19 protein-coding genes are annotated in these 21,231 nt (G+C 58.3%); 3 read left to right on the top strand and 16 right to left on the bottom strand.

What is annotated here, in order from left to right:
• Window positions 1-131 precede the first annotated feature (131 nt).
• From FW756_RS08720 to FW756_RS08730, 3 genes are all read left to right on the top strand, one after another.
• Window positions 132-749: a class I SAM-dependent methyltransferase gene (locus tag FW756_RS08720; protein WP_446429775.1), complete on the top strand. Its 618-nt coding sequence runs from the start codon at window positions 132-134 to the stop codon at window positions 747-749.
• Window positions 750-982: 233 nt separating this feature from the next.
• Window positions 983-1,327 carry a PadR family transcriptional regulator gene (locus tag FW756_RS08725; protein ID WP_446429776.1) on the top strand — a complete coding sequence of 115 codons (345 nt, stop codon included), beginning with the start codon at window positions 983-985 and terminating at the stop codon, window positions 1,325-1,327.
• The gene (locus FW756_RS08730; protein WP_446429777.1) at window positions 1,324-2,430 is read left to right on the top strand and encodes a permease prefix domain 1-containing protein; all 1,107 of its coding nucleotides are present in this window, start codon (window positions 1,324-1,326) and stop codon (window positions 2,428-2,430) included. The genes FW756_RS08725 and FW756_RS08730 overlap by 4 nt, the downstream gene beginning before the upstream one ends.
• Window positions 2,431-2,457: 27 nt before the next feature.
• Here the strand turns inward: FW756_RS08730 and miaA are convergent, their stop codons facing one another.
• The 16 genes from miaA to FW756_RS08810 all read right to left on the bottom strand — a co-directional run bounded on the left by miaA (window position 2,458) and on the right by FW756_RS08810 (window position 21,145).
• Window positions 2,458-3,378, bottom strand: a complete 921-nt coding sequence (gene miaA, locus FW756_RS08735) for a tRNA (adenosine(37)-N6)-dimethylallyltransferase MiaA (RefSeq protein WP_446429778.1) — start codon at window positions 3,376-3,378, stop codon at window positions 2,458-2,460.
• A gap of 11 nt (window positions 3,379-3,389) precedes the next feature.
• Window positions 3,390-4,949 carry a tRNA (N6-isopentenyl adenosine(37)-C2)-methylthiotransferase MiaB gene (gene miaB / locus FW756_RS08740; RefSeq protein ID WP_446429779.1) on the bottom strand — a complete coding sequence of 520 codons (1,560 nt, stop codon included), beginning with the start codon at window positions 4,947-4,949 and terminating at the stop codon, window positions 3,390-3,392.
• Between the two features lie 24 nt (window positions 4,950-4,973).
• Window positions 4,974-5,915 (bottom strand): regulatory protein RecX, encoded by a 942-nt coding sequence (locus tag FW756_RS08745; protein ID WP_446429780.1) that lies wholly within the window; start codon window positions 5,913-5,915, stop codon window positions 4,974-4,976.
• Between the two features lie 5 nt (window positions 5,916-5,920).
• On the bottom strand, window positions 5,921-7,042 hold the full coding sequence (gene recA / locus FW756_RS08750) for a recombinase RecA (RefSeq protein WP_446429781.1): 1,122 nt from the start codon (window positions 7,040-7,042) through the stop codon (window positions 5,921-5,923).
• Between the two features lie 339 nt (window positions 7,043-7,381).
• Window positions 7,382-7,600 (bottom strand): DUF3046 domain-containing protein, encoded by a 219-nt coding sequence (locus FW756_RS08755; protein ID WP_446429782.1) that lies wholly within the window; start codon window positions 7,598-7,600, stop codon window positions 7,382-7,384.
• A 14-nt stretch (window positions 7,601-7,614) separates the two neighbouring features.
• Window positions 7,615-7,938 carry a helix-turn-helix domain-containing protein gene (locus FW756_RS08760; RefSeq protein ID WP_446429783.1) on the bottom strand — a complete coding sequence of 108 codons (324 nt, stop codon included), beginning with the start codon at window positions 7,936-7,938 and terminating at the stop codon, window positions 7,615-7,617.
• A gap of 186 nt (window positions 7,939-8,124) precedes the next feature.
• A complete protein-coding gene (locus FW756_RS08765; protein WP_446429784.1) occupies window positions 8,125-8,631 on the bottom strand; it encodes a CinA family protein in 507 nt (168 codons plus the stop codon).
• A 5-nt stretch (window positions 8,632-8,636) separates the two neighbouring features.
• On the bottom strand, window positions 8,637-9,236 hold the full coding sequence (pgsA, locus tag FW756_RS08770; protein ID WP_446429785.1) for a CDP-diacylglycerol--glycerol-3-phosphate 3-phosphatidyltransferase: 600 nt from the start codon (window positions 9,234-9,236) through the stop codon (window positions 8,637-8,639).
• Window positions 9,237-9,253: 17 nt separating this feature from the next.
• Window positions 9,254-12,133 carry a DNA translocase FtsK gene (locus FW756_RS08775; RefSeq protein WP_446429786.1) on the bottom strand — a complete coding sequence of 960 codons (2,880 nt, stop codon included), beginning with the start codon at window positions 12,131-12,133 and terminating at the stop codon, window positions 9,254-9,256.
• Window positions 12,134-12,245: 112 nt separating this feature from the next.
• Window positions 12,246-13,568, bottom strand: a complete 1,323-nt coding sequence (locus FW756_RS08780; RefSeq protein ID WP_446429787.1) for a peptidoglycan DD-metalloendopeptidase family protein — start codon at window positions 13,566-13,568, stop codon at window positions 12,246-12,248.
• A 67-nt stretch (window positions 13,569-13,635) separates the two neighbouring features.
• Window positions 13,636-15,240 (bottom strand): murein biosynthesis integral membrane protein MurJ, encoded by a 1,605-nt coding sequence (gene murJ / locus FW756_RS08785; protein WP_446429788.1) that lies wholly within the window; start codon window positions 15,238-15,240, stop codon window positions 13,636-13,638.
• 28 nt (window positions 15,241-15,268) lie between these two features.
• Window positions 15,269-16,945: a ribonuclease J gene (locus FW756_RS08790; protein ID WP_446429789.1), complete on the bottom strand. Its 1,677-nt coding sequence runs from the start codon at window positions 16,943-16,945 to the stop codon at window positions 15,269-15,271.
• A 14-nt stretch (window positions 16,946-16,959) separates the two neighbouring features.
• Window positions 16,960-17,937, bottom strand: a complete 978-nt coding sequence (gene dapA, locus FW756_RS08795) for a 4-hydroxy-tetrahydrodipicolinate synthase (protein ID WP_446429790.1) — start codon at window positions 17,935-17,937, stop codon at window positions 16,960-16,962.
• A 48-nt stretch (window positions 17,938-17,985) separates the two neighbouring features.
• Window positions 17,986-18,549 (bottom strand): dihydrofolate reductase, encoded by a 564-nt coding sequence (locus tag FW756_RS08800; RefSeq protein WP_446430035.1) that lies wholly within the window; start codon window positions 18,547-18,549, stop codon window positions 17,986-17,988.
• Between the two features lie 41 nt (window positions 18,550-18,590).
• Complete coding sequence (locus FW756_RS08805) at window positions 18,591-19,397, bottom strand: thymidylate synthase (protein ID WP_446429791.1); 807 nt, start codon at window positions 19,395-19,397, stop codon at window positions 18,591-18,593.
• 146 nt (window positions 19,398-19,543) lie between these two features.
• The gene (locus FW756_RS08810) at window positions 19,544-21,145 is read right to left on the bottom strand and encodes an APC family permease (protein ID WP_446429792.1); all 1,602 of its coding nucleotides are present in this window, start codon (window positions 21,143-21,145) and stop codon (window positions 19,544-19,546) included.
• Window positions 21,146-21,231 lie beyond the last annotated feature (86 nt).

Here is a 21,231-nt window from a genome sequence, read left to right on the forward strand (position 1 = left end):
AGGCCGCGCGCGGCGTATCTCACACCCCTGTTCACCGCAAGCGCACGGTACCCGGCCAATGATTGCCGCGCAAGTGGGCCGTTTGCCACCGCATGGGGCACTCACCCGTCCCTTACTGAGATACTTAGACCGTGAATCAGCACTACTTCTCCGAAACCCCTACTGGCGAGATGCGTCTGCGCGACATCGAGGTCATCCTCGCGGGTGAGACTCGTACTGTCTCAACAGCCGGTGGCGTTTTCAGCCCCGAACATCTTGACCGGGGCACAGAGATTTTGTTAACCACCCTTCGGGACATTGAGGCTGACGGCACCGGCGATGCTGGTCCGATTCTCGACATTGGCTGTGGCTGGGGGCCCATCGCCCTCGACGCAGCCCTCGCCAACCCGGAAACACCCGTGTGGGCAGTCGACGTAAATGAACGCTCACGAGAACTCACGGCAGCAAACGCTGCCCGGCTCGGGCTCACCAATGTCCACGTTGCTGCCCCAGAAGATGTTCCTGCGGATCTGAAGTTCGCCCAGATCCGCTCAAACCCACCAATTCGCGTTGGCAAGGAGGTCTTGCACGAGATCCTCACCGCCTGGCTCCCTCGTCTCGTGTCTGGCGGATCCGCGTATCTCGTTGTCGCAAAACACCTCGGCGCTGATTCTCTCCAAAAGTGGATCGCCACGTCGTTCGAAGACCTCAGTGTCGAACGCATTGCTCGCAGCAAAGGCTTCCACATCATCGAGGCCATCAACGACTAACGCGCGCACTCGCGATTGCGTCGGTGATCGCTCCAATCTGAGCGCAGGCCGCAGTCCTGCGCTGCTCACACATAGCCCGTTCTCTTGAGGGCTCTCGTTTCATTCACTTGAGCGAGAGCCGTTCGAGGACGGGCTTTTTGTCTCTGTACGCGCGGCATCACCTTCACTCAACTTCGACTCGCTTGACGTACTACGACTGGCGTAGTACGGTTGCTGTAGCGAAAGGAGGCGAAGTGACCCAGCAAATGATTAGCGCTGACGCGATCCGCGGGTATGTCGATCTCATGGTGCTCTCCATCCTGCGTTCAGGGCCCTCATACGCCTACGAGCTCGTACAGCGCATTGGCACCACGAGCGAGGGGAGTTACAGCATCAAACAGACCACGCTCTACACCGCTGTGAAACGCCTTGAACAAGCGGCACTCGTGAGTTCCTATCCTGGCGAATCAGCAACAGGAAAAGCGCGAACCTACTACCAAATCACGCCAGAAGGCCGTGCCCATCTCATCGAGAAGATCGCAGAGTGGGAACAGACCAAGACAGTTGTCGACCGATTCATCGAAGGAGCAACAGCATGAACACGATCATCGCTTACCTCGAGACTATGTTCAGTGCTTACCCGCAGACTCCCAAGCTCCTTGAAGCTAAAGCTGAGCTCCGAACGATGATGGAAGACGCCTACCAGGGCTTCATCGCCGCCGGAATGTCCGAGAACGAAGCTATCGGCGGCGTCATCTCCGAGTTTGGCAACATCGATGAGATCGCCCCAACACTGGGAATCTCAGCCGAGATTCAGTCAAACATCGAGACCCCAGCAGCCAGCACCCCGTCGCCCGAGATGCAGTCGGGAACCGCTCAGTTCGCTGATACTCCTGCCAACTCTCAAGCTACCCAGACGAACACTTTCCCCCAGGTGTCGCTCGACGAGGCCATGGCGTACTCAGAAGCTCGTCAACAGAGCAACGGCCGCCTCGCTGCGGGGATCGCACTCTTCATCTGCTCGCCCGTCGCAGTGATATTCCTCCTCGCGTGGCACAACGCGGTGCCCGATGCAATCACCTCGGGCACCGCTCTCGCCATCGGACTGGTTGCACAGTTCGTGTGTATCGCGCTTGGGGTCGTCGTCATGATTGATGTTGCACGCACGCTGAGTCCGCATCGCAGACTTCGCGAGCTACGATTCTCGCCTGATCACTCAGTGACGGCTTGGGCTGACGCCCGGGCGGAGGCATTTGAGTCGCGTAGGGTGCGCGGACTACAGATCGCGGTGCTGTGTTGGGTGTTTGCGCCGCTTCCCCTGCTCTTGCTCTCGCTTCTTGCAGAGCCTTCAACACGAGGCGCATGGTCACTCGTCGGTGTCGCAATTGTGCTCATCATGGCTGCATCGGGCGTCGCCATTCTGGTGACTGCATCGTGGGCTCGCTCGGTTGCACGACTCCTCAGCGGATCGGGACCGCTCGCCAACCAACGCATCGATGCAGAAGAAGACGGCAACGGTATCGTCGGCGTGATCGCATCCCTGTACTGGCCGATCGTTGTCATCGTGTATCTGCTATGGAGCTTTGCTGGAAACGCTTGGGGGATCTCTTGGATCGTGTTCCCCATTGCGGGACTGCTCTTTGGGGCAATCGCAGCAGGGACAAACTCGATCAGCGCCTACCGGAAGTCACGGGTCCAGTAACAGTCTCAGTGCCCTGGCTTCCGCCACCTACAGCGGCGCCGGCTCCCCCGGCTGCAGCCATGTCACGTCTGAATAGCGCTTGAACCAGCTCACCTGGCGCCTCGCATATCGCCGGGTGAGGAACTGTGTTTCGGCGATCGCCTCCTCTTGCGTCTTCTCACCACGAATCTGCGCGATCGCCTGCGCATAGCCGATGGCGCGGCTCGCGGTGGGCCCGGCTTCAAGACCGAGCGGGAGGAGGCTTTCGACCTCTGCGATCAACCCGTCTGCCCACATCTGCTCAACCCGCTCGTCCAAGCGCGCAACCAGTTCGGCTCGCTCGCAATGCACGCCCAAAATGCGCGTGGGTTCATACCAATACTGTTGCTCAGCGGGGAGCGTGACCTGCGGATCGCCACCGAGTTCTGCAACTTCCAGGGCGCGAATGACCCGCCGAGGGTTTTGCGCGTCAACCGCCGATGCCGTCTCTGGAGACAGCTCAGCAAGTCGGGCAAGCAGGGGTGCTACCCCGTCACGAGCACACTCCGCTTCAAGTCGGGCGCGGATCACCTCATCGCGTGGCGGGAACTGAAAATCAAAGATGACGCTTGAAACGTAGAGGCCCGATCCGCCGATAAGGATCGCATCATTGCCGCGCGCGTGAATCTGTTCGATGAGCGCACGCGCCGTTGGCTGATACCACGCGACCGTCGCTTCCTCGACAGGGTCGAGCGCTGCAAAGAGGTGATGTGGGATACCGCGACGCTCAGACTCTGGCAGCTTCGCTGTACCAATGTTCATCCCGCGATAGAACTGCATCGCATCGACGTTGATAATCTCAGCAGTGACGCCAAGCTCAGCACTGAGCCGAGCCGCCAAGTCAAGGGAGAGGGCGGTTTTGCCGGTGCCGGTAGCGCCAACAACAGCCCACACGTGTGGTCGTCGACTCAACGCATAATCTTCATTCATCGCGGAGGTGCTCACATCTGGGGTGCGCCGACGCGGATGCTCGGGAGCCCAAGATTGACGGTGGCTCCAGCATTGGTTGCGCCTCCCCCACTCACGCTCGGGACGCCGCAACTGTCTGCCTGCCTGCGATCCCATGCGTCGCCTGCGCGGGTGCGTCGAACAGCGTAGGTTTCGGCATCATCAGCGATGAGGAAGTAGGGTGCCGCGTCGCTGACACGTGCGGTCACCATATCGCCAGGCCGTGGGGTCTCTGCGCCTGCGGGTACCAAGAAGTGCACGAGACGATTATCAGCGGCACGACCGTGCAGACGATGCGTGGCTTCACCTTTTCGGCTCGCACCGGCTGAGACGAGAACCTCAACAGTGGTGCCGATGAGCTTCTGGTTCTCTTCCTCTGCGACGCGGTCTTGGAGCGCGATCAGACGTTCGTAGCGTTCTTGGACGATTTCCTTTGGAATCTGGTCGTCCATCTCTGCCGCTGGAGTACCAGGGCGGATTGAGTACTGGAAGGTAAATGCATTCGAGAAACGTGACGCTTCTACGACGCGGAGCGTATCTTCGAAGTCTTCCTCAGTCTCACCAGGAAAACCGACGATGAGGTCAGTGGTAATGGCTGCGCCTGGAATCTGTTCACGAACTGAATCGAGAATGCCGAGGAACTTCTTTGACCGGTAGGACCGGCGCATAGCTTTCAACACGGAGTCTGAACCCGACTGGAGTGGCATGTGAAGCTGCGGCATAACATTGTGGGTCTCTGCCATGGCTGCGATCACGTCTTCAGTGAACGCAGCGGGGTGTGGGCTCGTGAAGCGCACACGTTCCAATCCCTCAATCTCGCCCATCGAGCGAAGGAGCTTGCTGAACGCCTGACGGTCACCGAACTCAACCCCGTACGTGTTGACGTTCTGACCGAGCAATGTCACTTCAATGGCACCGTCATCCACGAGCGCCTGAACCTCAGCAAGGATGTCGCCAGGGCGCCGATCCTTCTCTTTTCCGCGGAGCGATGGCACGATGCAGAACGTACAGGTGTTGTTGCACCCCACCGAGATTGATACCCAACCGCTCGATGCGGAATCACGCTTCGTCGGAAGCGTCGATGGAAAACGCTCGAGAGATTCGAGAATCTCAACCTGAGCTTCTGCGTTATGACGCGCCCGTTCGAGGAGTTGCGGGAGTGAGCCCACGTTATGCGTACCGAACACCACGTCAACCCACGGCGCAGCTTCGATGATCGAGTTCTGGTCCTTTTGCGCAAGGCAGCCGCCTACAGCAATCTGCATTCCCTCACGCGCCAGCTTCGTGCGATTCAATGAGCCAAGTTGGCCGTAGAGCTTGGTGGCCGCGTTTTCACGCACTGCACAAGTATTAATGACGACAACGTCAGCGCTCGCTGGGTCCTCTGCGGGGACGTACCCAGCAGCCTCAAGCGAGCCTGACATACGTTCTGAGTCATGCACGTTCATCTGGCACCCGAGTGTGCGCACGGTATAGCTTCGAGCACTACCGTCAGCGTGTACGGATGCCGGAGAATGGTCAATCGTAACGGGGTCAGAAACTGGGGCGGTCATAACTCACAATTGTACCGAGGAGTTCTACTCGAAGCGTACGTTGCCTGACCGGCTTCCGCTACCACGGCGCTGAGCGCCGCCATCAAGCGCGTCACGCACTGCACTTCGCGCAGCTTCGCCGCCCCAACCGCGCCGGGCGAGGAACCCAAGTAGTCGTCGCTCGGCAGTCGCACGGTCGAGCGAGCCCATCTTTCGTGCGCGATCACGAGCGGTCTCGCGGAGGAGCACGTCTTCATCTGCTTCATCGAGCTCATCAATCACCAACTCGATGACCGAATCAGGAAGGCGGCGGTCACGAAGCTTCTGCCTGATCTGACTGCGACTTGCACCCTTACCGTCACGGAGCTTGGCGCAGAGCGCACGAGCCAGACCTTCGTCATCGACGTACAGAGCTTCAACTGCGCGCGCGACCGCATCCTCGGCATCAAATTCGAGGTGCCCGAGCGCAGTGAGCTCACGTTGAAGCTCGCCGCTCGATCGAGCCTTTCGCGCCATAATTCGGACGACGTCCTCGTCGATATCATTCAACGGAGTCTCGTCTAGCTCGTCGGATTCGACAACCTTGTTCGGTGTAGCGCGGCTGCGGCGGGAGACTGCTGGTTTCGAGACTGGCCCGGTTTCAGGAACACCCTGCGAGTCGGAGGGTGGGCTAGTGCGTGCTCGCCGCTCAGCAAGAGAAACCACAACAGGGGCTTCGAGCTGATCAACCTCATCGCGATGTTGCTCAGCACTGGCACCTGAATCGAGCAGTGCTGCCGCTGAAATCGACGAGCCCGCGACGGGCGTAGAGGCCCCAGAGAATGAGTCCTCCACGTCCGTCTCGCTGTGCAGCTCAGGCTCCGTTACAGGGACGGCCCAGCTTGAGCTGAATCTTGCGCGAAGCTCAACAACCTCAGCGAGATTCTCGCGATCAGGCCGAGCAGGTGCCGGTTCACCATCGGGAACCGGCAAGAACCGAACGACCATGAGCGCTAAGCGCTCTTCTTTGCTGCGGCGGGTGCCTTCTCCGCCGCCGGGGCCTTCGCTGCGGCTGCCTTCGCGGGTTCTCCAACAGCCGATTCTGCACCCCTCGACTCAGCGGCAGGTTCTTCCTTGCGGCCATTGACGCCAAGCTTTGTGAGAATCTTCTCCTCGATTTCAAGAGCTACATCAGCATGTTCGATGAGGAAGCGGCGCGCGTTCTCCATGCCTTGACCGAGCTGGTCACCTACGTAGGTATACCAAGCACCACTCTTCTTAATGAAGCCGTGCTCGACGCCGTAATCGATGAGCGAACCTTCACGCGAAATTCCGTGGCCGTAGAGAATATCGAACTCTGCCTGCTTGAAGGGAGGAGCCATCTTGTTCTTCACAACCTTGACACGTGTGCGGTTACCCACAGCGTCAGTGCCGTCCTTGAGGGTCTGAATTCGACGAATGTCCAGACGAACTGAAGCGTAGAACTTCAGCGCCTTTCCACCAGAAGTCGTCTCGGGGCTGCCGAAGAAGACGCCAACCTTCTCACGAAGCTGGTTAATGAAGATCGCGGTCGTCTTCGTAGCGTTCAAGCTACCCGTAATCTTTCGGAGTGCCTGCGACATCAGACGCGCCTGAAGACCAACGTGACTATCGCCCATCTCACCATCAATCTCGGCCTTGGGAACCAGTGCAGCGACGGAGTCGATAACAACGAGGTCAACCGAACCTGAGCGAATCAGCATGTCGGCAATTTCAAGCGCTTGCTCGCCGGTATCTGGCTGAGCAACGAGCAAGGCGTCGATGTCAACGCCGAGCTTCTGCGCATAGTCGGGATCAAGCGCATGCTCAGCATCGATGAAAGCAGCAATACCGCCCTGCTTCTGTGCATTGGCGATTGCGTGAAGCGTCAGTGTGGTCTTACCTGATGATTCAGGACCGTAGATCTCGATAATTCGACCTCGGGGAAGGCCTCCAATTCCGAGCGCAACATCAAGAGCAACCGAACCAGTCGGAATCACTTCAACAGGGGCGCGTTCTTCACTACCCATGCGCATGATAGCGCCTTTGCCAAACTGACGATCAATCTGCGCAAGGGCGGATTCAAGTGCTTTTTCACGATCTTTTGGTGCGGCCATGTTCCTGCTCCTGGTGTTCTCGGGTTGGACTCTCATGAGCCTCAACTGTTTGCTGCCTACCGACTATCGCTACCCCAGACGGGGCCGACAAGGCATGAATGTCTTCAGAACAGAATCTAAAACCCACCACTGACATTTCAAGATGCCGAGGTGAAGATGTGGATATTTGTCCGATCAGACCTTCGAGAACGACAGTAACAAGTATCGAACACACATTCGAAGAATGTTTTGGCGTGTCGTAGAATTCCGCGCGCATCACGCTCAACCGACAGTCACGACCCACATCAGCTCAACGCACAAGTGGGGCCCTGTCGCATACGACAGGGCCCCACTTGCCACTCACGAGGGCTGCGGATCCGCAAGTCCACGTCCATGTCGACGTGACTCGGGAACATCAAATTCCAGACAAAGCGCCAACCACACATCCCGTGGCGCAACGCCGCGCGTCAACGCCTCTTCTGGTGTCCCGCCGAGGGCTGCCACCCAATAGTCTCGAAACAGCACGCCTGCATGGGCAGCACCGAACTCTTCAGCGGCTGCCGTTCGCAGCGCGCGCATGCGCATCGGTCGGACTAGCTAGCGACGAGCGATGAGCTGAAGTCAGTCACCAGCGCATCGGGAACAGTGTCAGGGAATCGCGACGCGAGGGGCATCGAGATGCCCTCCACCAACGCGAGTCGCTCACTCACTTCTCCAAGGATGACAGACAAGGGCGTATCAAGCGCATCAGCGACAGCGGCGAGAATTTCACTCGACGCTTCCTTCTGGCCGCGCTCAACCTCACTCAGGTAACCAAGTGCTACGCTTGCGTCACCCGCAACCTGACGCAGGGTGCGACCCTTCTGCTGCCGAAAATCACGCAGAACGTCTCCGAGCTCCTGACGCATCAGTACCATCGGTAACCTCCCCTTCGCAGTGGCCTATTGGCCATGTCTTGTAAGAATATCCAGCTTGTGCGCTTCTCGCACTCGCCACGACACAATTGCCGGTCATCGAATACAACTTCGACACTACTGGATATATTCCCAATATTTCTGAAACCTGAGTGCGATGGACTCAAGTTCTAGGATTTCTCTCAGCTGTTACGAAGCTAAAGCTTCGCCTGTGAGCAACTCGAGCACACTTGCTAGAGCGCCGTTGACTGCCGCGGATCGAATCTGTTGGCGAGTTCCCGGATCAATGTCGAGTAAAACGGCTCTCGATTCATCGCGCACACTCACGCCCACCCATACCGTGCCGACTGGTTGGCCGGTCTGCGGGTCAGCATCTGGACCGGCTACACCTGTCGTCGCGACGCCAATGTCGGCGGGCTTTCCATTCACAGCACAGGCTTCGCGCACTCCCGCTGCCATAAGTTTCGCCACTTCAGCATCGACCGGCCCCCGGTCACGAAGCAGCTCGGCATCAACGCCAAGGAGCGAAGCTTTGAGAGCTGTGTCGTAGGCAACCACACCACCGCTCACGACACGGGATGCTCCTGGTACGGACACGAGCTCTGCGCACAGGAGTCCCCCGGTTAGCGACTCCGCAACAGCAAGCCTCAACCCGAGCGTTGCAGCACGCTCAATGACAACAGATGCAAGTGTCAACGCAGTTACTTCGCAGAGTCGTTTGCGCCGCGCCCACGGACGTACGCAACGATGTAATCGATACCACTGGCGATTGTAAGAAATACGGCGACGCTCATTGTCACAATATTGATCCACTGGAAGACCGTGCCTGCAGCTCCAGCAAGCTGCGAAAGCGGTGTCAGCGCCAACGCGATTGCGACCGACTGCGCAACCGTCTTCAGCTTGCCCATCCAGTCAGCTGCTACGACCGCGTCACTCACAATCATGAGCCGGTGAATGGTGATGCCAACCTCACGGATGAGCACGATGATGGTCACCCACCAAGGAAGCTCAGCGATGATCGACAGACAGACAAGCGCGGCGCCCGTGAGCACCTTATCCGCAATCGGGTCGAGGAGTTTTCCGAGGTCCGTGATAAGCCCCCTGGAACGTGCAAGGTAGCCATCGAGGGCGTCAGTCGCGATCGCCACAACAAAGAATGCGGTAGCCCACCAGCGCATGACGCCGGAATCACCGCTCGCAAGGATCAACCACACAAAGAGCGGCGTTGCAAGGATCCGTGCAGCCGTGATGATGTTCGGAGCGTTCCAGTTACTCTGGCGTTCCGTGGGCACATTCGTCATTGCGTTCATCTCGTTTGCTAGTCCCTACCAGTGAGTTGCCAGGCGTCTTCATCGACATCGTCATCGTCATCGTCATCCGAAGAATTCAGGAGCGGGTCGTTGTACCGATCGTCAGTTTGGCCCGCATCCACTGAGCCGCCCCCACGTCCCGCGCCTTCGTCGGCAGCAATGGACTGCTGCCCGTGATCAGTCATCGCCATGCTTGCTGTTGGAGCTGAGGCAGCGGCATTCTGAACGGCTGAAGGAGCAGGCGTTCCATTGATCCGAGCAAGAATCTCAGGCAACTGCTCGGGTGACACGAGTACGTCTCGGGCTTTTGAGCCTTCGGAAGGGCCGACGATTTCACGGGACTCCATGAGATCCATAAGGCGGCCCGCTTTCGCGAAGCCCACTCGAAGCTTTCGCTGCAGCATAGATGTCGAGCCAAACTGTGAGGTCACTACAAGGTCGATAGCTGCGATGAGCACCTCGAGATCGTCGCCAATGTCAGCGTCAATCTCCTTCTTCTCAACGACCTGCGCAACGTCCGCACGGTACTCTGGCCGCGCCTGCGTCTTGACATGCTCGACTACACGCGCGATTTCAACCTCATTCACCCATGCACCCTGCACACGCATGGGGCTTGACTCGCCGTTCAAGAGCAGCAGACCATCGCCCTGGCCAATGAGACGCTCCGCGCCGACTTCATCAAGGATGACTCGCGAGTCAGTACCCGAGGCAACCGCGAAGGCGTAGCGACTCGGAACGTTCGACTTAATCACGCCCGTGACAACGTTGACCGAGGGTCGCTGGGTCGCGAGAACCAGGTGGATGCCAGCCGCACGAGCAAGCTGCGTGATTCGCTGAATTGAGTCTTCAACGTCTCGTGGTGCGACAAGCATGAGGTCCGCGAGCTCGTCGACGACGACGAGGAGGTACGGGTACGGTTTCAGCTTCCGCTCGCTCCCCTCGGGGAGAATGATCTTTCCCTCGCGGATTGCAGCATTGAAGTCATCGATATGACGGAAGCCGAAGCTTGCAAGATCGTCATATCGCATGTCCATCTCTTTCACGACCCACTGGAGGGCTTCAGCAGCCTTCTTTGGGTTAGTGATGATGGGCGTAATCAAATGCGGAACGCCTTGATAGACCGTCAGTTCTACTCGCTTCGGATCGACGAGTACCATTCGAACTTCTTCGGGCTTCGAACGCATCAGGATACTCGTGATCATCGAGTTGATGAAGCTTGACTTACCTGAGCCTGTTGCACCGGCAACGAGAAGGTGAGGCATCTTGGCGAGGTTCGCAATCACGAACCCACCCTTGACGTCTTTGCCGACGCCGATCGTCATGGGATGCGTGGACCGCTGAGCTTTCGCCGAGCGCAACACATCGCCAAGGGCAACATTTTCGCGATCGGTGTTCGGGATCTCAATGCCAATAGCGCTCTTACCCGGAATAGGCGAGAGAATGCGCACCTCGTTCGAGGCAACCGCGTAAGACAAATTGCGTGATAGCGCTGTGACCTTCTCAACCTTGACACCAGGGCCAAGCTCAACTTCATACTGCGTCACCGTCGGGCCGCGCGAGAAACCGGTCACATGGGCATCTACCTTGAATTCTTCAAACACCCGAGCAATTGCTGCCATGATCTGGTCGTTCGCCTCGGTGTGCGTCTTTGGCGTGCTGCCCTCCGAGAGAATTCGAGCGTCAGGCAAGTCATATGCTGTCGCAGCACCCGGATCATGTACGGGAGCTACTTCAAACGTCGGTGCAGATGGCTCCTCGGCATCACTGCCAAAGTCATCAAAATCGAGTACTCGAGTCTCCACCTGAGGTGAGTCGTCACCCAGGCCCGAGCCGCCACGAGCCCCAGTCACGCCAGCACTCAAGGCATCGGAGTCAATTCCGAGTGCTGCAAAGGGATCGCTGGTGGGAAGCGCTGTCGTCTGCGAGTCGTCTGTAGCGACAACATCGGTCTCGTCAGCGTCGTCGGTCGCAAACGCGCTGTCGAATGCCCCGCTGCGACCAGAATCTGCAGGAAGGACTTCGTCAAGCGACTCAGCTGCCTGAACGAAGTCAGGGTCTTCCTCACGGCCAGTGGCGTTACGACGCCACCACGGCAGTGAATCCGGTGAGTCATGGTCGAAGAGCTCCGTCTCGGGCTCGTCATTCTTCCGGCTGCTTCGTTGTACAGGTTCGCTCTGTTCAGGCGCCTGTTCCCCGAACAGGTACGCGTAGCCCTCGCGAATACGTCGGAAGATACGGCCAGGGGGCGTCTTCGTAATAATGAGCACCGAGAACACGAGGAGCAACGATAGGACCGGCACAGCGAACCACTTGGTCAGGAAGCCGAGCGGGGTGCCAACGAGCCAGCCGAGCAAACCACCAGCCGCAGAAAGCGCTGGCATTCCCTGCTTCGGCTGTGGTTCGCCGCCGTACAAGTGCGTCAGGCCAGAAGCGCTCGCGATCGCGAGGAACAGGCCAATTGCGATTCGGCGGTTATCGTTCACACTGAGCGGGTGGTTGAAAAGCCATAGCGCAAAGCAGAACATGATGATCGGGAGACCAAAAGCAATACGGCCAACGAGGCCACCGAACGTGTACGCAGTGATCTGCGCTGCAACATCATTGCCAATGGCAAACCACTCAAGAATGGCACCAATGAGGGCAAGCACCACAAGGAGGAAGGGGAAGCCGTCACGACGGTCAGCTGGGGCGAGTGGCTCAGCACGGAATGTACGAGCTGTCCCGCCAACGGCATGCGCAATGCTCTCCCAAATGCGCACGATGAGCGGAGCCGCGGGCTCGGCTTCCATGAGCACACGGGTGCGCGCGGTTGCCTGAGCGCCCGAAGAGTTACGACTCTTTGCGGGCGACTTTCCGGCTTTGCCGTTCGCTGACGAGTTTTTGGCCATGTGAATACGGTACAAGGCGCCACCGACAAGCGGGAGTTTCAAGTCGGCGCGCCTATGATTCAGCCGCGTACGGCACCCGTACGCGGCTGAATCATAGTGTCATCGTACTGGCTTAGAAGTAGACGCCACGTGCGGCCATGAAGCCACGAGGATCGACTCGGCTCCAGGAGTTTGGCCAAGTCTCGAAGTGCAGGTGTGGACCGGTCGACCAACCAGTGGTGCCGACATGGCCAATCTGCTGGCCCTTCTCAACCCACTGGCCACAGCTCACCGTGATGCCGCCGTAGGGCTGATGTGCGTAACGTGTCATTGATCCATCAGGATGCTGAATATCGACCGCATTGCCGTAGTTACTGAACTCGTAGCAGGCGCTCACGCGTCCAGCCGACACCGCATAGATCGGTGTCCACTCTGCACCGTCGAGATCGATTCCACCGTGGTTACGTGAACCGCCAAACTCTTCGTTGACGTTGTTCCAGGCCAGTGGGTAGCCCCAGCCACCGCCGCCCGTCGGCGGGTTCACTGTGCCACCGCCGTTGTTACCACCACCGCTGTTGCCGCCGTTATTTGCAGCGTTCTCAGCAGCCTTACGGGCGGCCTCTTCAGCTGCCTTCCGAGCTGCTTCTTGGCGCTGGCGCTCTTCCTCAGCTTCTTGGCGGACTCGCTCCTCGTAACCTTCAACAGTCTTTGCTGATTTGTCCTTCAGCGCATCGAGCTGAGCTTGGAGCGTCGCCTGCTGCTCTTCTTGCTTCGTCTGCTTGTCGACTGCAGCTGCTGCAGCCACCGTAGCCATTTCTTTACGCTCTGCCGCTTCATTCTGCAGACGTTCACGTTCGTTCGAAGCAGATTCGGCCTGCTGTCCGAGCGTATCTGCGTTGTTGCGAGCACGTGTCGCGTCATCGGCGACCTTCGAGTTTCGTTCTGAAGCCTTTGACATCACCGCAAGGCGCTCGAGCAACTGGTCGGCAGTAGAAGCGTCGCTCTCCAAGAACAGCTCCATGTTGCGGTCGACACCACCAGAGCGGTACATCTGCGATACGAGCGACGCCGCTTCTCGTGCTGCTGACTCAGCTTCTTTAGCGCTCTCGCTCGCCTTGCTTTCAAGCGCCTCCACGCGCTCATTTGCTGCGAGGAGGTCATCTTCTGCCTGCGCGAGAGCGTTACCAGCAGTAATCGACGCTTGTTTTGTCGTCTCAACTTCTTTTGCCACCTGCACGAGCAGTGCTTCGATCTCGGTGATCTTTGCGTCGGTGGCGTTGACATCTTGCTTCGCCTTCTCTACGTCGTCCCACGTTGGGAGATCAGCGTCGACGGCAAGACCTGGTGTCGACCCGAGCGAGAGACCACCAGCCACGAGGCAAGCCGCAGCAACCAGCCCGACCACGCCCGTCCATCTGCGTCGCGCAGAGCTATTGGCTGAAGTGCGAGATGTCATACGGCCTCCCAGGTCGATGTTTCGGCATACAGTGTTCGAAAACACTACGCATTGAACGCTAGCATCCTCAGCGCGAACGCGCTTTCAGACGAGTCAAAACAAGACGAAGATCTGGCGAACGCGTGATTGCGAGCACCGCAACAAAGACCACTCCGGCAACCACGGTGATGACAACTGAGCGCCAAATTGCGCCAGCCACCGTCGCAAGCCCGAGGTTCATGTCAAAGACCGAGACCATCGCGATGCCCGCAAGTGCTGCGAGCAGGCCAGCTGGAATAGCGCTCGCAAGTGTTCGCAGGATCCGCCTGCCACCGAGCATGCCGACCTTACGGCGCAGCAGAATAGCCGCCAGGATGCACTCGATGATCGTCGATAGCGCCCACGTCACAGTCAAGCCGACAACAGTGAACTGCTTGGGGAGCATAAGTGAGAACAGGCCGCCACCTGAATACAACACAATCTGCACAAGATTGAAATAGAACGGGGTCTTCATATCGGTGAGTGCGAAGAAGCCACGCTGCACCACGTACAAGAAGCTAAAGGCGGCAAGACCGATGAGGTACCCACGAAGCACAAGAGCAAACATCTGCACCTGCGATTCGTCTGTGCCAAAGAGCACAACGCGACTCACGTATGGCGCAACGGCCATCATGAGCGCAGCGGAGAAGAGCATGACGATGCTGATCGCGCGCGTGGCAGATTGGAAGTTTTCACGATATCCAACCATGTCACCCGACTGCCCAGCAGTTGCGAGCCGGGTAAAGAACGCAGTGCCAATCGACATCGCGATAACAGAGTGCGGGAGCATAAAGAGCAGCCAAGCGCTCTGCATAGAAGCCGCAGACGGGCCGCCACCGGAAGCGCTGTTCGCAACGTTCGTCGTGATGATGCTGCCGAGCTGCATTGCGACGACAGAACCGAGACTCCAGCTCGCCACACGTGCGGTCTCGCCGAGGCCCATGTTTCGCCACTGGAAATCAGGACGGTAGCGGATCCCCGACTTCGTCCACGCAATATAGAGAATTGCAGACTGGATCGCAACACCAAGCGTTCCACTCCCAGCAAGCAGCGCGATGCTCCATCCATTCCAGTCAAAGACCGTGCGGAGGCCGTCAGGGTCGGCGCCGAAGATCACAATGAACGCCGCGATACCGGCAATTCCCACAAGGTTATTGATCGCGGGTGCCCAGGAGAAAGGCCCGAAGACACTGCGTGCGTTCAGCACTTCACCGAGCACAGTGAAAAGTCCATAGAGCAGAATTTGAGGCAGGCACCAGTACGCAAACGCAGTCGCAAGCGCCCGCTGATCCGCGCCCCAATCAAGCGTGAAGATGTGCACGAGCCAGGGGGCAGCCGCCATCGCCAGCACAGTCACCGTGCCGAGGATGACCAAGATCAGCGTCATGATCTTGTTGATGTAGGCGGCGCCCCCATCTGGCCCACGCGAGGCTTTGACGATGAGTGGCACGAGCACGGAGCTCAACATGCCACCCACCAGCATGAGGTAGAGGGTGTTCGGAAGCATCGAGCCGTTTGCAAACGCGTCGGCAGAAACCGACTGTGTTTGCCCGATCGCGAATGCGAGCAATGCAGTTTTTACAAAGCCCAGCACACGCGACACCATCGTGCCTGATGCCATCAGCGCGCTTGCGCGCGCGATTCCAGAAGCCACCCTCTGACCTTTCGTTCCCGCTTGGGAGTTAGACGACGACCACAACCGGCACGATCATTGCCTTACGGCGGAGCTTGGTGCCCACCCAACGGCCGATCGTGCGGCGCGTGATCTGCTGCAACTGCTTGTGGTCAGTCACGCCATCCTTCATCGCTGCTTCAAGAGCATCTGCGATCTGCGGCTTGATCTTGTCGAAGACGCGACGATCTTCCGCAACGCCCTTAGCGTGAATGTCCGGTCCGGAAACAATGTGTGCTGTCGTTGGCTCGACGACGGTGATCACCGAGATGAAGCCTTCTTCAGCGAGGGTCATGCGGTCCTTGAGGTCATCCTCAGTTACGCGGCCGACGCTCTTACCGTCAACGTAGATGAACTCCGTGTCGATCTGACCAACCGCGCGTGCAACACCATCAACAAGGTCGACTACCGTGCCGTTCTCGGCGATGACCGTGCGGTTCGCGGGAACACCGGTCTCAATCGCGAGGGCAGCATTTGCCACCAGCATGCGATATTCGCCGTGGATCGGCATAACGTTCTTCGGGCGAACGATGTTGTAGCAGTACAGGAGTTCACCTGCCGCTGCGTGACCTGAAACGTGGACCTTCGCATTGCCCTTGTGAACCACGTTGGCACCAAGCTTGATCAGGCCATCAATCACGCGATACACGGAGGTCTCGTTGCCAGGAATGAGGCTCGACGCGAGAATGACCGTGTCATCCTTGCCAACCTCGACCTGGTGTTCCTGATTCACCATACGGCTGAGCACAGCCATCGGCTCACCCTGTGAACCTGTCGACATGTAGACGATGCGGTGGTCAGGAATGTCGCCGCTCTTCTTCAGGTCGACGAGCACGCCCTCTGGCACATTGAGATACCCGAGGTCTGCCGCAATCTTCATATTGCGCACCATTGAGCGGCCGAGCAGCACGACACGACGACCGTTCGCGTGCGCTGCATCAAGTACCTGCTGCACGCGGTGCACGTGACTCGAGAAGCTCGCGACAACGACCTTGCCAGGGGTGCGCGAGATGACCTGCTCAATCACAGGACCAATGTTCTTCTCGAGCGGCGTGAAGCCTGGCACATCAGCATTCGTTGAGTCGGTCATGAAGAGGTCCACGCCCTCTTCACCGAGACGCGCGAACGCACGGAGGTCGGTGATGCGACCGTCAAGCGGGAGCTGATCCATCTTGAAGTCACCGGTACCAATGACGAGACCTGCATCGGTGCGGATCGCAACCGCGAGCGCATCGGGAATCGAGTGGTTCACCGCAATGAACTCAAGATCGAACGGGCCGTACTTGGTACGCTCCCCCTCGGCCACGACATTCGTAACCGGGCGGATCCGGTGCTCCTTGAGCTTTGCTGACACGAATGCCAGGGTCAGCTGAGAACCAACCAAGGGGATGTCTTCGCGCATCTTGAGGAGATACGGGACGCCACCGATGTGGTCCTCGTGGCCGTGCGTGAGCACGACAGCGACGATGTCCTCGAGACGATCCTCAACCTTCGAGATGTCGGGAAGTATGAGGTCAACGCCGGGGTGCTGCACCTCAGGGAAGAACACACCACAGTCGACGATCAGCAGTTTGCCGTTGATCTCGTAGACAGTCATGTTTCGGCCAACCTCGCCAAGACCACCGAGTGGCGTGATGCGAAGCGTACCCTCTTCGAGGGCTGGCGGAGCGTACGGGGGGTTCGGCACAAAGCCTCCTGTGTTTATCGGGTGGTGCCTGCGATTTTCGGCAGAGCACCGCCGGCAGCCGCATTGCGGTCCGGTCGGAAGTTCGTAAAGTCAACACCGGGCACATCGCGAACCAACGACAGTTCATCTTCGATGACTGCCGCTTCCCACTCTTCAGGTCCAACGAGCGGCAAACGCACACGCGGGCTCGAAATACGACCGAGGCCGTGGAGAATGTACTTCGCTGCAACCGTCCCCGGGACGTGAGTCATCACTGCACGTACAAGCGGTTCAAGATTCTGATGTACTGCCGTTGCTGCATGCAGGTCGCCCGCGTTAACTGCGTCGACCATCGCACGGTACGGTGCAGGCGCAATATTTGCGGTGACACCGATGAGGCCAGAGGCACCGATGGAAAGATGCGGAAGCACATTTGCATCGTCGCCTGAGAAATAGAGCAAATCCGTCTGGTTCAGCACACGGCTGACCTCACTGAGATCACCCTTTGCATCCTTCACCGCCACAATGTTCGGGTGCTTGGCAAGACGGAGGATCGTCTCGTAAGCAATCGGCACACCCGTGCGACCGGGGATGTCGTACAAGATTGTGGGAAGGTCGGTCGCGTCTGCAACCATACGGAAGTGAGTGAGCAAGCCCGCCTGCGTGGGCTTGTTGTAGTAGGGCGTCACGATCATGACGCCGTCTGCACCCGCGCGCTCACTCGCGCGGTAGAGCTCAATTGCGTGTGCGGTCTCGTTCGATCCGCCACCAGTAATAATCTTTGCGCGGCCGCTCGCCACAGATTTTGCAACCTGGACGAGCTTCAACTTTTCGGGGTCGGTGAGGGTAGACGTCTCACCGGTCGTTCCAGTCACGACGATGCCGTCAGCACCACCCTGAATGCAGTTTTCAATATGCTGCTCCGTCGCAGCCCAGTCAACTTCACCGTCAGCATCGAACGGCGTTACAAGCGCGACCAGGACCTGCCCGAAGGGGTTTTCAATATTTGCCACTTACTTAGGCTACCCGACTCGGGCTGGTCAGATTATCCAGATTACGTGTCAGTTGCGCACCCAGCGCTCGAAAACATACCCAAGACCGGTCTTCGACTGCTCCTGAGAACCGCGTTCAGCAAGCACCCACTCCGAGCCAATCTCAGGCGCATAGGTGTCTGCATCGTCAACATCGATGTCGATCCGAGTCACGACCAACTCATCAGCGATCGGCATTGCCGCGCGATACAACTGGCCACCACCCATCACCCAAGCTGCCCGGCGCGGTCGAGTTTCAGCCGCAACGGTCTCGGCACCAGCCTCGGACACACGAGGTTCTTCTGCGACGGTTTGCGCGTCTCGTGCCAAGTTTTGAGTCAGCGAAATAGCCTCATCAAGTGTCGTAACAGTGGTCGCACCCTGGGCTTCGTAGTGGGCGTCACTCGTAATCACCACGTTTGTTCTGCCTGGTAACGGCCTGAAACTGTTCGGGAGGGACTCCCACGTGCGCCGTCCCATGATCACCGGGGCGCCCCAAGTCGTACGCTTGAAGTGTGCAAGGTCCTCAGGAAGATGCCACGGCATGGTTCCTGAGCGCCCAATAGCTCCGCCATTCGCTTCGGCCCAGATCATGCCGATGCCCTGGCCTACCGGCTGCAATGTGTGGTTCACGATCAGACCGCTACAGGCGCTTTGATACCGGGGTGATGCTCGTAGCCCACGATTTCAAAGTCTTCAAGCGTGTAGTCGAAGATCGACTCTGCCTTATTGATCTTGATCTGCGGATACGCGTACGGCTCGCGCGAAAGCTGCTTCTCAACCTGCTCGACGTGGTTGTCGTAGACATGGCAGTCGCCGCCGGTCCAGATAAACTCACCTGGTTCAAGCCCCACCTGCTGAGCGACCATCAAAGTGAGCAGCGCATAGGACGCGATGTTGAACGGCACGCCAAGGAACATGTCTGCTGAGCGCTGGTACAGCTGGCAAGACAGCTTGCCGTCAGCAACATAGAACTGGAAGAACGCATGGCACGGCATGAGCGCCATTTCATCAAGATCTGCGACGTTCCAGGCAGAGACAATGATGCGGCGGGAGTCCGGATTCGAACGAAGCTGCTCGATAACACGAGCAATCTGGTCAATGTGCTCGCCGCCCGGTGCCGGCCACGAGCGCCACTGCACCCCGTAGACAGGTCCGAGATCACCCTGCGCATCAGCCCACTCGTCCCAGATCGTGACCCCGTTATCAGTGAGGAACTTCGTGTTTGACTCACCGCGGAGGAACCACAGCAGTTCAATCGCGACTGACTTGAAGTGCACGCGCTTCGTGGTGAGCAGCGGGAAGGACTCAGCTAGGTCGTATCGGATCTGGCGCCCAAAGAGACTGCGCGTTCCAGTACCGGTGCGGTCACTCTTCGGAGTACCAGTTTCGTACACCTCGCGAAGCAAATCTTCATACGGAGTCGGGATCGCAGCAGTCATGAAGCTAAGCCTACCGAAACTCGAACCGTGTGTGATCTGAATTCTCTCGCCTGTCGCAGTGTCGCACCGGTCCTCACAAGACAGCGGTGGCCCGACGAATTCTCGCCGAGCCACCGCTGTCTACGTAACGCTTGTTGGAAGGAAGGTTAGCTTCCGAGTCCGTCGTCGAACACCTCAATGATCGAGGTATCGTTCGTCGCGTCAACACGCTCAAGGACCTGCCCCTTGAAGAAGCGAGGCGTCTTGCGTGACTGGATCAGCATGAGAACGACACCAAGTCCGAGAACGACAACGCCGATAAGACCGACAAGACCGATGCCAGCAATGTTGCTGCCAGAGCCCGCTGCGGGATCCATGCTGTCGATGGTGGTCTGGATGAAGACCAGGAGCAAGAGGACGCCACCGATGCCAGGAAGGATGACCTTCGAGAGCATCGAGCCGAAGCCCTGCTTTGGTGCCAGTTTGCGGAAGTACCAGGTACTCGCAAGCGCGGTGATGCCGTAGTAGAAGCAGACCATCATGCCGAGCGCGGTAATCGTATCCCAGAGCACGTCCTCACTGATGAAGCGCATGACTGCGTAGAAGACCGAGGCGACAATCGATGACAGCATCAGCGCGATGTGCGGCGACTTGTACTTCGGGTGAATCTTCTTGATCGCTGCAGGAATTGCACCGTAGTGCGCCATCGCAAGGAGGGTACGTGCCGGTGAGATGGCGGTCGAGTTAATCGAGGCCATCGCCGAAACGAGGATTGCAAGTGACAGGAAGATTGCTGCACTGCCCATTACAGGATGCGCGAGTGCTGCAAAGACGTTCTCCGCGATTGCGTCGTTGCCAAGTCCGGTTGGTCCGTCACCAACACCAGCGAATGCAACGGTTGCCGCTGCAGTTCCGACGTACATCACCACGAGGATTGCAACGAGAATCATTGCGGCCTTGCTTTCGGTCGACATACGACCCTTTGAAGGCTTGGTCTCCTCACCCATGGTGAGGATCGTGTCCCAGCCCCAGTAGACGAAGATCGAGACCGCGATACCAGCGGCAAATGCGCTGACGCTCGATACCTCGAGGGGGTTGAACCAAGACAGCTCAGGCATCTTGCCCTCAGGGTTTGCGGGATCTGCCGCACCCACGAACATTGCCACAGCGAACCAGATCATGACACCCATCTGGAAGATGACAGTGATGTACTGGAAGATCTTGGTCGAGGTCATACCTCGGTAGGAAATAAAGGTTGCCATCGCCATGAACGCGAGGCAGACCAGAATATTGATGAACTTGTTCTCAGAGATCAGCGCGATGTCTGGGTTGTTCGCGAGAATCGCGATCGACTGGAACAAGAATTCAACTGCGATACCCGCAAGGTTTGACAGCACGAGAACGGTTGCGGCGATGAGACCCCAACCAGCCATCCAGCCTACCCACGGACCAAATGCACGGGTCGCCCATGTGAACGAGGTACCCGAGTCAGGCATAGCCGAGTTCAGCGCGCGGTAGCCGATCGCAACCAGCAGCATGGGGATGAAGCCCATGAGGAAGATTGCGGGCGTCTGATAACCAACTTCACTCGCCGCCGGGCCGATTGCCGAGGTCAGAGTGTACGCAGGTGCACACACCGAAAGGCCGATAACCAGTGCGCCGACAACGCCGACAGTGCCTGATTCCAAGCCCTTCTTGCTAATACCAGTGACCGAATCCAGGGTGCGGGTAGCACCTTCTGGAACGCTCTGGTCATACTTAGAAGACATGCGTCTACTCCGTCTTTCTCTCGCATCAGTGCGAGAAGATCCCATACGCATTTGCACAGAGCAAATGCTTCCCACAGCAATACGTA

The sequence above is a fragment of the Leucobacter sp. 1207-22 genome, assembly GCF_052850455.1.